A 14347-nucleotide genomic window follows, 5' to 3' on the forward strand; every position below is an offset into this window, starting at 1 on the left:
AAGGTAAGATCAATAATACCTCCAATAAACTCATTGTAAAAATTCCTTACACCAATGGTAGTGGTTCTTATACCAAGGTAACCTCTCAAGCAGTAACCACCGCTGCAGGGCAGGGTGATGATACCAATACTCTTACGCTAAATATTCCTCAGGGTAATTTTGGGGTGAATGGTTATTTAGATGCGACCATTACCGTAGGCGGTTCGGATAATGAATATCTTGTAAAAATGTTACCACCGGGGCAAGAGTACGAAATTGCGACCATTCCATACACACTCAATGGGCAACCGTATCAAGTGGTCTTAAAAGGTATAGGTGGGGTTCCAGATCGTTGTTTTGGTAAGACCACATTTGATTGTGTAGGCTATGGCGCGAAAGTAAAAGAGCATGAGTTTATCTACATCCCTATCAAAGGACCTGATGGAAGAACATGGTTAAATAATAATTTGGGGGCAGAATATGCCAGAGTAGGTTCTCGATATTTTAATCCAGTTCAGCAAGCCACCAGCAAAACGGACTGGAAAGCATATGGTTCACTTTTCCAGTGGCAGCGTAATCCAGATGGACATGAACTCATCAATTGGTCTAACGCAACTAGTGGTACGCCGAAATATAATAGCCCTACATCAACTTTATCCAGCTCTTGGACAAATCCAAATACTAACCAGTTTATAAATAGTACTTCTTCGTCTAACTATAGTTGGGTAAACAATACCGTTAACCAAAATAGTGAAAAGACTTTATGGCAAACGGGTGGTGCTACCAACCCGTGTCCGTCTGGTTATCATGTTCCTACGCATACGGAGCAGATGGCGTTGCATGATGCTATTACAGGTAGGTCTAATGGTACAAATTCCTCAAATAGCTCTGCAATGTGGAACGAGACTGGTCTTCGTCTGCCTGCTAGTGGTGACCGTAACAGCAGCTATGGGACGCTCTACTTTCACAGCAGCTACGGCAACTTCTGGAGCAGTGAGCAGGGCAATAGCAACTACTCGTGGAACCTGTGGTTCAACAGCAGCAATAGCGACGCGGGCGACAACGACAGTCGTGCAGTCGGCTTTAGCGTCCGCTGCCTCAAGGATTAAGCGTGCGTTCACATCTGTTTTCCGCCAGCCCGCTTAAGCTTGTAAGTAAAAAACAGGTGGGTAAGGCTAAGTATGGCGGTAACCCTATAGGGTAACATAATGTAACCCTATGGGTTCGCTAAAAAAGGTACAAACTAACCACCATACCCCCAAAAGCCTGCAAAGGCTTATCTATAAAGACTTTGTAGGCTTTTATAATTAATAAAATAATCTAACTAATATTTTAAAAATAGTAAAAAAACTAAGACATTATGCCTAAAATCTTCCGCAAACCCGCTCCCTATATGGTGTTGCAAGATAGTAACCCTATAAGCAATAAGCCTAACCCCTTTGGCTTACCATGACAAATTCGACCTCTAAGTCTGTGGCGTAAAGAAGTTTGAAACGAAAGGCGTTAAAAAAGTTTTACTGTTTGAGCGAGGTACGAGCGAGTTCTAAAACTTTTAGCCTTTAGTGAAAAACTTTAGCCTAAAGACTTACAGTCTTGATTTTTGGTTCTTTTTATCAAGAAAAAGAACAATAAATAATCATGGTATGGAGTAATTTATAATAAAGCAATATAAAAATAGGCTTAAAGGCACGAGCGTCGTGCTCACACCAGTAAAGGGGCTTCTACCAAGTGTTAATATAACAATACATAAATATAATATACGGTATAAGCCGAAAGCCCTCTGCCTACGGCTTACAGCTAACTAAAAACATATAAAATTATGGCATTAGACAATTTAATCAGTATCCGCTTTACGGATCAAGAATTGCAAACACTAAACACTGCAATTCAGCAAATCAATCAAGTATTGCAGGGCAAGGTCATCAACCTAAGCCCAGAAGAACGCCAACAATACGGTAGCATTGCCGACCGCAACAAAGTCTTAGTAGACAAGTGCAAACACTATATGGAGCAAGACACCGAAACCTTGCCCCGTACCATAGACAAAACCGAGTTTGACGCGGACTACCACGCCAGGCAGCAATTAGATATCCCGCTAAAAGCATTGTCTCGTATTGTAGAAAAAATGAGTGATACCAAAATCTTGTTAGACCATGATAACTTCCATAGTGCCATTGCGTATTATAGATACATTAAATACCTGTCCTCTCAAAACGAGCCAGGGACTACCAGTATCTATCAAGATCTTAAGAAGCATTATCAAAGCGCTAGTTCTAAGGTAAAAGACGAGGCATCAGGTGGTTCAGAAGCACCTTCGGGTACTTCTTAATAAGGTGTAGGGTATTTGTAAACCGCCCAATAGGTGGTTATTTAATAGTTCTCGGGTGGTCTTTGACCACCCGAGAACTCGTTTTTTAGGGGATGTAGATACTTATGATAGTGCTTGTAGGTGGTTCAGAACCACCCTATCCCACCTTAATAACCACCCCTCGTTACCTTTTATAATAGGTGTAGGTAATTTATTAATGTATTGATGTAGAATGTACTAATGTAAGATGTACTAATTTAGAGATTAGAGGCTAGAAATTAGACAAGAACAGCAATAAGCAGTAGGCTTTAAGCTGTAAGCTACTCAAAACTTTTAACTCAAAACTTTTAACTCTTCACTTTTAATTTAAAATCTATCATTTAGCATTTATAATTTATTTACCCCTCAATCTTTATTTTGATGATAATACGCTAACATTTTGTAATACAATTTCGCGGCAAGGAATGCCGTAGGTTTGGGCATTGGGCTATCCATCAATTCTACAATATCAAAAGCCACTACATTGCACTTTTCAAATACTTTTCTAAGCAATTCCAAAGTAGGATACCATTGCAAACCGCCTGGTTCTGGCGTCCCTGTTGAGGGTGCTATCGAAGGGTCAAAAGCATCTAAATCAATCGTTATATAGACATTGCCTTCCACTTTGTTCAGCACCTCCTCTATCCAATTGGGGTTGTTATGGATTTCGTGAGCCCAAAAACAACGCCCTTCGGGTACATATTGCATTTCCTCCACATCGCAAGAGCGGATACCTACTTGCACCAAAGTGTGCTTTTCGTTTGCCTCAAACACCGCACAAGCGTGATTGGAAGTAGAGCCGTGATATTCAGGTCGCAAATCGGTATGAGCATCGAGTTGCAGAACGGTCAAATTCTCGTACTTCTCCCCCACCGCACGAATCGAACCAATAGAAACTGAATGTTCTCCACCAAATAAGGTAAAGAGTTTTCCCTCATTCTTTAGTAATTCTTTGGTCTTTTGATAGACTGCTTCGGTCATCGCTTCGGGTGAACTATTTTCGGATACTTCCCCTGCCAAATACACTCCTTCCAAATAAGGCTCAGTTCCCGTTTCGATATCGTACAATTCCATATTTTCAGAAGCATCAAGGAACAATTCAGGTCCTTTGTCAGCACCTTTTCCCCAAGTGGAAGTCCCATCGTAAGGAACGGTTACCAACATCACTTTTGAATTTTCTAAACTTGCGTATTCCTCAGGAATCCCTGCGTAAGTATTTTCCATTTTATTTATTTTTCTTTTAAAAATTAATACCCTACCAGTTTTAAAACTTCTTCTGGATTTTGTTTTTCTCGGAAGAGTTCGTAGGTAAAGTTGCCTTCGTCGTCTTTGGTAATTAAAATATGTCTCGGTTGTGGAATTAAACAATGGTGCGCACCGCCATAACCACTGATACTTTCCTGATAAGCTCCCGTATTGAAAAATCCAATATAAAGCGGTTTGGTATCACTAAAGACGGGTAAATAGATGGCATTGGTATGCTGCTCCGAGTTATAATAATCATCCGAATCACAAGTTAAACCGCCGAGGAATACCCTTTCGTAGCTGTCTTCCCATCGGTTAATCGGTAGCATAATGAAGTGTCTAGAAATCGCCCAAGAATCGGGGAGCGTCGTCATAAAACTGCTGTCTATCATATTCCATTTTTCTCGGTCGTTTTGGCGTTTCTGGCTGATAATTTGGTAGATATTAGCTCCACTTTCCCCTACGGTAAACGAACCAAATTCTGTATAGATATTTGGTTCTTCCACGCCTTCTTCTTCACAGAATTTTTTAATTTGAGAAACGATTTCATTCACCATATACTCATAATCGTAGTCGAAATTGAGTGAGGTTTTGATAGGAAATCCTCCGCCAATATTTAATGAATCTACTTCTGGGGCAATTTTTTTCAAACGCGCATAGACTCTTAAACATTTAAACAATTCGTTCCAATAATAAGCGGTGTCTTTAATCCCTGTATTGATAAAGAAGTGTAGCATTTTAAGCCTTGCATTAGGATGCTCTGCTATTTTTTGGCTATAATAAGGGATAATATCCTTATACCCAATACCGAGTCTTGAGGTATAAAACTCAAACTTTGGCTCTTCCTCAGATGCAATTCTAATCCCGATATTAAAAGTAGAGTCTATGCTCTCCGTTAATTTATCTAATTCTCTATAATTATCTAGAATAGGCGTAATATTTTCAAAACCATCATTGATGAGTGCTGAAATTTTTTCTAAATAGTCATCGGTTTTAAAGCCATTACAAATCACCTCAATGTTTTTTTGAACACTTCCCCTTTCGTATAGTTTTTTCACGATATCCATATCAAATGCCGAAGAAGTTTCTAGACTGATATCATTCTTCAAAGCCTCATCTAAAACGAATGAAAAATGGCTAGATTTAGTACAATAACAATAGCGGTAAGTGTTTTTATACTCGTTTTTCTCTATGGCATCGGCAAACCATTTCTTTGCTCTTTGGATGTTTTGAGAGATTTTTGGTAGATAGCTAATTTTAAGTGGCGTCCCAAACTTTTCTATCACCTCCATTAAGTTAATCCCATGAAAATGCAGACTTTCCGCATCATAAGAAAATTCTTCTTGAGGGAAATACAAAGTTTGGTCTATCAGTTCCGAATATTTTATTTTCATTAATAAAGTTTAATTTTTTTACTATGCAAAAATGCTAAAAAAAGTTGAAGTTTTATTGTGTTAAATAGAAAAACTTCTACATTCACTAATATAGAAGTTTCTCAACTTATTTATTTAGGATTAAAACCTTACTTTGCTTGTAAGTCTTCAATTTTTTCTCTTACATATCTAATGGCTACTGGTGCTACATAGACCAATAATATACCAATCAATTTGTTTTTCCAACTGCTATTATAGAGTTTTTTTCTGGCATAACTGCCCACAAAAGTGACAACTCCTAGCCTTAGTGCATTTTCTACTACACTTTGCTTTAAGTTATCGTTATCTAACCTTAGTACAGGCGTTCTATTTTTATCCGATATTTTCTTTTGTAATCCTCTAGAAACTTGAGACACAATGCTTCCCGTCTTCAATGCCAGATGTTTTTCGCCATCATCCCCAGGTTTTAAGGTAAGAAATTCATCGGTAAATCCTCCCGTCAATTGACTAAAAGAAGTTTTAGGATTTTTAAAAGTAATCAAGTCTTGCAAATCTTGCACTTCATTTTTCAAAAGTGCTTTTTGCTGTCTTAGTTCTGCTAGATTTTTATATTTGGCACCCATAATTTATTTGTTTAATGATTTGATGATGATATTAGCAATACCTTCCTTTACAGAAGTTCTAAAAACTAAAAACAAAATAACAAAGAGGAGGTAGATACCCGCCATAATTAAAAATCCATAGACAATATTCTCTAAACATTGACCGATAAGAATGGCTAATCCTATATTAAGCAAAACAAGAAAAAACAAAGCAAATACCGCCAACGATACACCAAAAACGATAGCACCAGCAGATAAGGATGCTTTTTCAGTAGCCTCCATCTTTAACAAATCTAATCGGCTTTGGGCATAATTTTTTAAAATTTCAATCATAATTAATATTTTAGAGTGTTCTAATTTAAACAAAAAGGAACTATTTTACAAGTTCCTTTTTGTTTTATAAGTTGTAAGAACTGCTTATTTTAAAGCATCTAGTTCAGACTCTACATCTTTAGCAATTTCGCTAACTTTATCCGATGCTTGTTCTTTATATTTTTCATAAGTATCTTTTACATTAGATACCACATTGTCTAAAGTATCTTTAGTTTTTTCAGAAAGATCTTCATATTTTTCTTTGACTTTTTTGCTAGTTTTTTCGTACTTTTTCTTAGCTTCGTCTTTAAGGTCTTCTGATTTTTCCTTAATTTTCTTTCTAGTTTTTTTACCTTCTTCTGGTGCGTAAAGCATTCCAAGAGCAACGCCTACAGCAGCACCTGCTAATAAACCAACTAAAACTCCTACTGAATTGTTATTTCTTTTTGACATAATGTTATTTTTTTGTGTTAATATTAATCTAATCTTCTATGATACATCAATAAGTATACCATAATTTAATTCTTATCATTATTTTTTTAGAGACTCTTCAACGGCTTTCATCTCTTTAAATTTATCTTCTTTTCTTACCGTTTGATAAACACCTTTTAATAGACTTACGATTTCTAAATTTTTAGGTTCTAGTGAATACCATTTTTCTAAGTATGGTAACCCTTTAGCGAATCGCTCTCTTCTTTTTTGAAGGATTTCATTAAACTTATCTAAGTTTTTCGCTTTTCTTGCCGCTTCCGCTTCTTCAATAACTTTACCATCATCTCCTAGCATATAAACATTGTAGAAAATACCTTGTAGTGCAGGGATATAGTTAGGGTCTATTTCTAAAGCTTTTTTAAACGCATTTTCCGCATCAGTCATGGTGGATAGATCTTTACTCAACAATACCCCAAGGTTATACCACCCCACTTTATCATTAGGATTAGTGGCTAATTGTTGCTTTAGGCTTTGTACAAATTGTTCTGTTTTACCAGATTTATAATAAGCCGTACCTTGCAATTCTGATAACTTAGTCGATCTAGGGAATTTCACTAATCCTTTTTCAATAAGTTGAAGAGCTTGGTCGTAGTCTCCCTTATCTATATATAGAGCACCCAGCGTTTCATATAGTTCTTTTTCAACACTTGGGGTTTGCTCTGTTTTGAAGTCGGTAAAATCTGATGCCGCCCCCATTTTCTTAAGCATTTCAAAACTATTTTGGTCTAGATTTTCAACTTGACCTGTCTTTTTGTTTTTAGCCTTATAGACCGTAGTTACACCAGTATAGCCACTATTAATTAAGTTGCTATATACTTCAACAGCTTTGTCTTTATTATCTGCCAAAGCATAGTTAAGACCAGCATAGTACATATATAATTTATCATCAGAACCTGCAGCTTTTAATAAGTTGTAAACCTCTTCGTACTTACTTGCCGCTTGTCCGTAATCTTTTGCTTGATAGGCTTTATAGGCCTGGTCGCCAGCCGTTTTTAATAACGGATTAATGTGATTTCTAGCCTCATTTGATAATTTCGGGGTATATACTTCTTCTTTTAGTTTAGCAACCCCACTTTTATCTGCCGCTGCTTTTCCTACGAAGTAAACTCTATCACGGTTTTCATTTTTGCCCGTATAGATTTTCTCTTTACCTAAATCTGTAATTTTTGCCAAATAAGCCGCACCATTTTTTACATCTCCAGATTTCAATAAAGCTAAACCTTTAGCATAATAATACTGTTCCAAAACAGCAGGTTCCAAAAGGTAAGTTTTATCCCCCATTGCAGCCTCTGCCTGAGCAATTTCTGATTTTGCTTTGGCAATATCTCCAGATTCTATCGCTTTATAAGCATTTTGAACTTCTTTCTTTTGTGCTAAAGCCCAAGTCGCAGAAATAACTGCTAGGCTTAAAAATATTTTTTTCATAATATCCTTTTGTTTTTATATTATTGATTAAACTCTTCCGACTCTTCGTCTTCAATTTGTTTTTTTACTTCTTCATCTCCAAGGTTAATGACATTATCCCCTGTTTGAGGCGTTTCAGAAAACTCAGCATTTTTTACCTCGTCTGCTATGGCTTCTAAGCTTTCCTCGTCTTCTACTTCTTTTTCTGCCTCAATTTTTGCTACCGCAGCAATTTCATCGCTACCTTTAAGGTTGATTAATCTCACCCCTTGGGTATTTCTACCCATCACACGCATATTATCTACGGACATTCTAATGGCAACACCAGATTTATTGATAATCATTAAATCGTTACCATCAACCACCGATTGAATGGCAATAAGGTTACCCGTTTTTTCAGTGATATTTAAGGTAATTACCCCTTTACCACCACGGTTAGTAATTCGATAATCTTCAACCGCAGTTCTCTTACCGTAGCCCTTTTCAGAGACTACCAATACAGACTCGTGTTCTATATCGTTTACAACTATCATACCAATTACCTCATCGCTGTCCTCTAAGGAAATCCCTCTCACCCCGATAGAATTTCTACCTACGGCACGGGCTTTTTCCTCTGGGAAACGGATACATTTACCATTTTTAGTGGCAATCATAATTTCCGAGTTACCATTGGTTAATCTTGCTCCTAATAATTGGTCATCTTCTCTAATTTCTATCGCATTAATCCCATTAGTTCTCGGTCTGGAATAAGCTTCTAGCGAGGTTTTCTTAATGGTACCATTCTTCGTAATCATTACCACATACATTTGCTGTACATAGTCTGCATCTTTTAGGTCGTTGGTACGGATATAGGCTTTAATTTTATCATCTGCTTCGATGTTAATTAAGTTTTGAATCGCTCTACCTTTAGCCGTTTTAGACCCTTCTGGAATTTCAAACACTCTTAACCAATAGCATTTTCCTTTTTCCGTAAAGAATAGCATATATTGGTGGTTGGTAGCCGAAACAATGTATTCTAAGAAGTCCTCATCTCTAGTCGATGCCGCACGGTTTCCTACTCCACCTCTACTCTGAGTTTTGTATTCTGATAATAAAGTTCTTTTGATATATCCAGCGTGAGAAATAGTTAATACCACATCTTCATTCGGGATAAAGTCTTCAATAGACATCTCGCCACCAGAATAGTCAATAGCAGTTCTTCTTTCGTCGCCGTATTTTTCTTTAATTTCTAATAATTCATCTTTGATGATTTCGTAGCGTCTTGCTTCATTATTTAAGATGTCTTCTAAATTGGCAATTAAATCCATAATGGCTTTGTACTCATCACGAATTTTATCCAACTCCATTCCCGTTAGTCGGGCAAGTCTTAAATCTAATATCGCTTGGGCTTGGATTTCTGAAAGTTCAAATTCTTCCATTAAACCTTGCTTAGCTGCTTGAGGGTTTGCCGAGTGACGAATGATAGCAATCGCTTTATCCAAAGTATCTTGGGTGGCAATTACCTTCATAAATCCTTCTAAAATATGTGCACGCTCTTGGGCTTTTCTCAATTCATATTGAGTTCTGCGAATCACCACTTCGTGACGGTGTTCTACGAAATGAACAATAATATCCTTTAAGTTCAGTTGTTGCGGTCTACCCTTCACCAATGCAATATTATTAACACTAAATGAAGTTTGAAGCGCTGTATATTTATAAAGTAGATTCAATACCACATTTGGAATAGCATCATTTTTAAGTTCAAAAACAATACGCATTCCTCTTCTATCGGACTCATCACGAATTTCGTAGATGCCTGGGATTTTATCTTCTTTCACCAATTCCGAAGTTCTAGAAATCATATCTGCCTTATTTACTAAATAAGGTACTTCGGTAACGATAATGGCATTTCTATTACCTACTTCTTCAAAATTGACTTTACCTCTTAGCACAATACGCCCACGCCCAGTATGGAAGGCATCTCTTACGCCATCATAACCATAGATAATCCCCCCTGTTGGGAAATCTGGTGCGATGATGTGTTTCATCAACTCATCTATGGTAATTTCTTTGTTGTCGATATACGCACAGATAGCATCTACCGCTTCCGATAGATTATGTGGCGCCATATTGGTTGCCATACCTACTGCAATCCCCGATGCTCCATTCACGAGTAGATTAGGAATTTTAGTTGGTAAAACCGTAGGTTCTTTTAAACTATCATCAAAGTTATTTTGAAAATCTACCGTTTCTTTATCTAAATCGGCAAGGATTTCATCGGATATTTTTTGAAGTCTTGCTTCGGTATATCTCATGGCTGCTGGTGGATCGCCGTCCATAGAACCAAAGTTACCTTGCCCATCTACTTGCATATAGCGTAAACTCCAAGGCTGTGCCATACGCACCATAGCATCATATACCGAACTATCGCCGTGTGGGTGGTACTTACCAAGTACATCCCCTACAATTCTGGCAGATTTTAAATATTTTTTATTGGAAAAAACTCCTAATCCATACATCCCGTAGAGTACTCTTCTATGTACAGGTTTTAGTCCATCCCTTACATCTGGTAACGCACGAGAGACAATAACCGACATCGAGTAATCGATATAGGAAGATTTCATTTCATCAACAATGTTGATCGGTATCAACCTTTCTCCTTCTTTTTGCATAATTTGTTTATTATCTGAATATCAGTTAACTATTTAATTTGAAAATTCAATTTTATTAAAGGGCTAATTTACAAAAAAATACCGAGTAAATTCATAAAAAATCGTTAAAATATTAGTTAATTAGAATAGCTTCTAACTCAAAATTCTATGATTAAAATTGATAGTTATGGATATATAACCCCTAATCTGACCTTTATATGATACAATTTTTGAATATATTAATAAAAAAAATAAATTATGAATGTAAATGATATTTACCATTACAAATCAGCTTCTGTAGCATTAGAATAACTCGAAAAAGCAGGATTTTCTAAAGACTATAACGAGCATGAAGAAGACATCATCGAGTCCAAAGATGCGTTTAAAATCCTACAAGTTTATAGATACGAAGGTATGACCAACCCGGGTGATGAAAGTACGGTATACGGGATTGAAAACACTACAACCCATGAAAAAGGATTTTATATGGCGGGCAATAGTGCATTTGAAGATAATGAAGCCGCTAAAGTATTATTAGATTTAGAAATCGCTTTAAAACAGCAATTGAATAAGTAAGACAATCCACTTAAACATAAAAGAGAGCAATTAGCTTGCTCTCTTTTTTTATTTATAAATATTCATCTCTTCCTTATAAATAGGGCTATCAATACCTAAAAAATGTAAAATACTATGAAACACATAGTTTTGAGTCAGCGTTTTTTCTGATTTTAATTGTTGGGCAGGGTCGGATACCCATACGATAAACGGAATTTCGTATTGCTCTTTGGGGGCAAGGCTCATCGGCAATCCGTGCATATAGAGGTTTTTCTCGCCGAGGGATTCGCCGTGGTCAGACACAAAAAGCATCGTGCTTTTATAGTCTTTGAGTTGCTTTAAATCTTCAATCAAAGTATGCAAAATATAGTCGGTATAGACAATGGTATTATCATACGCATTGATGAGTTCTTGCTGGGTACAATTGCTCAACTCCACACTGGTACAAACAGGCTGAAAGGTTTCGAACTTCGGTGGGTATTTCTGATTGTAAGCCGGTCCGTGACTGGTGCTGGTGTGGATAATGACTAAAATTTTATTCTTATCACTCGCCTCGATTTGTTCTTTGAGTCCTCTGAGTAAAACTTCGTCATATTCACAACCTTCGCCCTCACAATCCTTTGTTAAATCGCCTTTTTTGATGTATTTCTCGATATGAACAGGTGGCTCGCCCCAGTTGGAAGTTCGCCAAATGACTTCTACGCCCGTACGATTGAGGTAATTGGGTAGAATTTCGTACAAATCGCCCGTATTTTCGTGTTCCAAAATACACTTAACCCCTGCGGTGGTATAGGTAGCACACGATTCGGCATCGAAATGATAGAGGTTTTCTGTTTTAGAAAGTAGCGGATTGGTATTTTTCTCATAGCCATAGAGCGAGAAATTTTGTTTTCGAGCCGATTCGCCAATAACCAACACCACTACCGATTTCTCTTGATTTTTGATGGTGGCATCGGGCAATGGTATCTCTTCTTGATTTTCTTGACTTTTATGGATATAAAACAAAGCGGTATTTACCGAATACGACCACGGCATCGCCAATCCGCCCAATTGTTTGGAGTTTTTATCAATCCAAAGCCAATTGGTAGCGTTTGCAAAGGCTAAAATCAGCATAAATAATACGGATAATGAAGTGGTAATTGCAAACTTTTTGAAAGTAGGTTTGTTAATCTTCGCTCTAAAAATATAAATGCTCGGCAAAATCCCCAAAAACAGCACATATAGTATCAATTTAAAAGAGAAAAAACTACTCGATTCCTCATAATTGGTATTGAATACATTGCCGATCATACTCTCATCGATAATCACTCCGAAAGTATTAACAAAATAGACCGATAGCGCACTAATAATAAAGGTAAGCGACAGCAAAACTTTGCTGACTCTTCGTGAGATATAGAAAAACAGATAGAATATGAAAAAGTTGGCAACCAACATCACGACCACCAAACTGATGATGAGTAACACACCGCTAAAACTATTGTATTCTAAATTTTTAAATACAAATTTGAAAAACAGATAGTGAAAGAATAGAAAATTCAACACACTCATCAAAGCGGCGAATTGCCACAATGAAAACTTATTTTTGGATATAAACTTTGGTAATTGCATACAATGAATAGATTATACTTGCTATTGATAAATAAAAAATAAAGAGCGGTTCTTTTGTGATTTTGATGATTAAAACTACGATACTCCCTGCAAAAAGCGCCATAAAAATGGGGTGGTATTTCTTTTGCCCTACCCAATGCCATAATCGGTATTTTTGGGCTAAGATAATCCCTGATACCCCTGAAAAAAAACCGATAGAACTCCCTATCAACACATCTAATGGATAATGAGCGCCTACGGCAACTCTGGTAAGTGTTCCCTTAAATGCAAGTATAGGAATTAAAAGAAACCATATGATGCGGTACTTCTTTTTTTGGGGCGCAAAGGCAAACAACAGCACCGTAATGATTGTAAAAGTGGTAATAGAATGTCCTGAAGGTAAACTGGCATAGCCGACAATAGTCTTCCCTGCAATATGAAAGGTCGTAGGATCGAACATTTGGGCGGGTCTGGGTACATCAATAAATTCTTTTAAGGGTACGGAAAACGCCACCGAAACCAACAAACCAAAAATCAAGGCTTCCCATACTTTTGGGGCATAAATTACCAGAAGCGATAGGAAACTTAGGAATATTAAAGCATCTCCTATTTGGGTTAAATTGTATTGAAAAACCTCTGAATAGGCTAATTCATCATTCAAATAGAAAAATAAATCCTTTTGAATTTCAACATAGCCCAAGGTACTTAATGCTCTATGACTCAGCAAAAAAACAACGATGAAAAGAACAATAAAAATTGGCAATAATAACCATTGCCAACTTAGTTTAGAAAAATTATTGATGACGCTATGGTTCATAGAATGATGACTATGGTTTACAATTTAAACTATAACATCTTAAGGTTGTTTACCTCTAATTCGGTAAGGATACGCCAATGTCCGCGTTTGATATTTTTTTTGGTTAATCCCGCGAACATCACGCGGTCTAGTGCTTCCACCTCGTAGCCTAAGCGTTGGAAAATTCTACGAATTACACGATTCCACCCAATATGAATCTCTATCCCAATTTCGTTTTTTGGACGCCCCTCGATATAAGAAATGCTATCCACTTGGGCAATGCCTTCTTCCAAACGGATGCCTTCTGCTATGGTCTCCATATCTTCTCTAGATAATTTTTTATCTAAAGTTACTTGGTAAATTTTCTTAATATTGAACGATGGGTGCGTTAGTTTTTTCGTCATATGCCCATCATTTGTTAGTAAAATAACACCTGTGGTTTGCCTATCCAATCGTCCCACAGGGAAAATCCTATAAGGCGACGCATTTGCCGTAAGATCGGTTACGGTTTTTCTGGCTTTGTCGTCTTTAGTAGTAGAAATATAGCCTTTAGGTTTATTTAGTAAAACATAAACGGGTTTTTCTGGTGTTAAATTTTGATTATCAAAAGTTACTTTATCCGTTTTCTGAACTTGATAACCCATTTCGGTAATAACTTTTCCATTAACTTCTACCAAACCTTGTGCAATGAGTTCATCTGCCTCTCTCCTACTACAAATTCCAGAGTTGGCGATATATTTATTAAGCCTAATGGTATCTTTAGGTTGCTGCACCAGCTTGTTAATTCTTCGTTTCTGAACAAATGATTTCACTCTATCTTCCGAAGAAGCATCAAAGGTTCTACCGCGGCGGTCGCCCTTCACATACTTTTCTCTAGAGTCAAAATCTTTGCCCCCAAACTTTGAGCCACGCGTATTGCCTTTTCCTCCTCTTTTTTGATTTGACCTTCCTCTGTCTGAAAAATTTTTGCGATGTCTGCTCATATTTTATTATTTTTTTGCAAAGGTACGATTTTTAAATCTTAA

The 14347-nt window shown here is 36.9% G+C and carries 13 protein-coding genes; 3 read left to right on the forward strand and 10 right to left on the reverse strand.

Going from position 1 to position 14347, the window contains the following annotated elements:
- Both C237_RS13200 and C237_RS0108405 read left to right on the forward strand, forming a co-directional pair.
- On the forward strand, positions 1–1088 hold a 1088-nt coding region (locus tag C237_RS13200; RefSeq protein WP_018676052.1), incomplete at its 5' end, for a fibrobacter succinogenes major paralogous domain-containing protein.
- Between the two features lie 710 nt (positions 1089–1798).
- On the forward strand, positions 1799–2308 hold the full coding sequence (locus C237_RS0108405; protein ID WP_018676053.1) for a hypothetical protein: 510 nt from the start codon (positions 1799–1801) through the stop codon (positions 2306–2308).
- A 384-nt stretch (positions 2309–2692) separates the two neighbouring features.
- Here the strand turns inward: C237_RS0108405 and speB are convergent, their stop codons facing one another.
- From speB to gyrA, 7 genes are all read right to left on the reverse strand, one after another.
- Complete coding sequence (speB, locus tag C237_RS0108410; RefSeq protein WP_018676054.1) at positions 2693–3550, reverse strand: agmatinase; 858 nt, start codon at positions 3548–3550, stop codon at positions 2693–2695.
- Positions 3551–3573: 23 nt separating this feature from the next.
- Positions 3574–4965 carry a type III PLP-dependent enzyme domain-containing protein gene (locus C237_RS0108415; protein WP_018676055.1) on the reverse strand — a complete coding sequence of 464 codons (1392 nt, stop codon included), beginning with the start codon at positions 4963–4965 and terminating at the stop codon, positions 3574–3576.
- 128 nt (positions 4966–5093) lie between these two features.
- Positions 5094–5567, reverse strand: a complete 474-nt coding sequence (locus C237_RS0108420) for a hypothetical protein (RefSeq protein ID WP_018676056.1) — start codon at positions 5565–5567, stop codon at positions 5094–5096.
- Positions 5568–5570: 3 nt separating this feature from the next.
- On the reverse strand, positions 5571–5879 hold the full coding sequence (locus tag C237_RS0108425) for a phage holin family protein (protein ID WP_018676057.1): 309 nt from the start codon (positions 5877–5879) through the stop codon (positions 5571–5573).
- A gap of 84 nt (positions 5880–5963) precedes the next feature.
- A complete protein-coding gene (locus C237_RS0108430; protein WP_018676058.1) occupies positions 5964–6311 on the reverse strand; it encodes a YtxH domain-containing protein in 348 nt (115 codons plus the stop codon).
- A 78-nt stretch (positions 6312–6389) separates the two neighbouring features.
- The gene (locus C237_RS0108435; protein ID WP_018676059.1) at positions 6390–7775 is read right to left on the reverse strand and encodes a tetratricopeptide repeat protein; all 1386 of its coding nucleotides are present in this window, start codon (positions 7773–7775) and stop codon (positions 6390–6392) included.
- A 20-nt stretch (positions 7776–7795) separates the two neighbouring features.
- The gene (gene gyrA / locus C237_RS0108440; RefSeq protein ID WP_018676060.1) at positions 7796–10405 is read right to left on the reverse strand and encodes a DNA gyrase subunit A; all 2610 of its coding nucleotides are present in this window, start codon (positions 10403–10405) and stop codon (positions 7796–7798) included.
- A gap of 393 nt (positions 10406–10798) precedes the next feature.
- Between gyrA and C237_RS14580 the strand changes: the two genes are divergently transcribed.
- Positions 10799–10960 (forward strand): hypothetical protein, encoded by a 162-nt coding sequence (locus tag C237_RS14580; protein WP_018676061.1) that lies wholly within the window; start codon positions 10799–10801, stop codon positions 10958–10960.
- 48 nt (positions 10961–11008) lie between these two features.
- Here the strand turns inward: C237_RS14580 and eptA are convergent, their stop codons facing one another.
- The 3 genes from eptA to C237_RS0108460 are packed head-to-tail and all read right to left on the reverse strand — an operon-like array spanning position 11009 to position 14305.
- Positions 11009–12547 carry a phosphoethanolamine--lipid A transferase EptA gene (gene eptA, locus C237_RS0108450; protein WP_018676062.1) on the reverse strand — a complete coding sequence of 513 codons (1539 nt, stop codon included), beginning with the start codon at positions 12545–12547 and terminating at the stop codon, positions 11009–11011.
- On the reverse strand, positions 12516–13343 hold the full coding sequence (locus C237_RS0108455; RefSeq protein WP_026315593.1) for a phosphatase PAP2 family protein: 828 nt from the start codon (positions 13341–13343) through the stop codon (positions 12516–12518). The genes eptA and C237_RS0108455 overlap by 32 nt, the downstream gene beginning before the upstream one ends.
- 29 nt (positions 13344–13372) lie before the next feature.
- Positions 13373–14305, reverse strand: coding sequence for a pseudouridine synthase (locus C237_RS0108460; protein WP_018676064.1), 933 nt, complete (start codon positions 14303–14305; stop codon positions 13373–13375).
- Between the last annotated feature and the right edge of the window lie 42 nt (positions 14306–14347).

The sequence above is a fragment of the Riemerella columbina DSM 16469 genome (genome assembly GCF_000374405.1).
Lineage (GTDB): Bacteria > Bacteroidota > Bacteroidia > Flavobacteriales > Weeksellaceae > Riemerella > Riemerella columbina.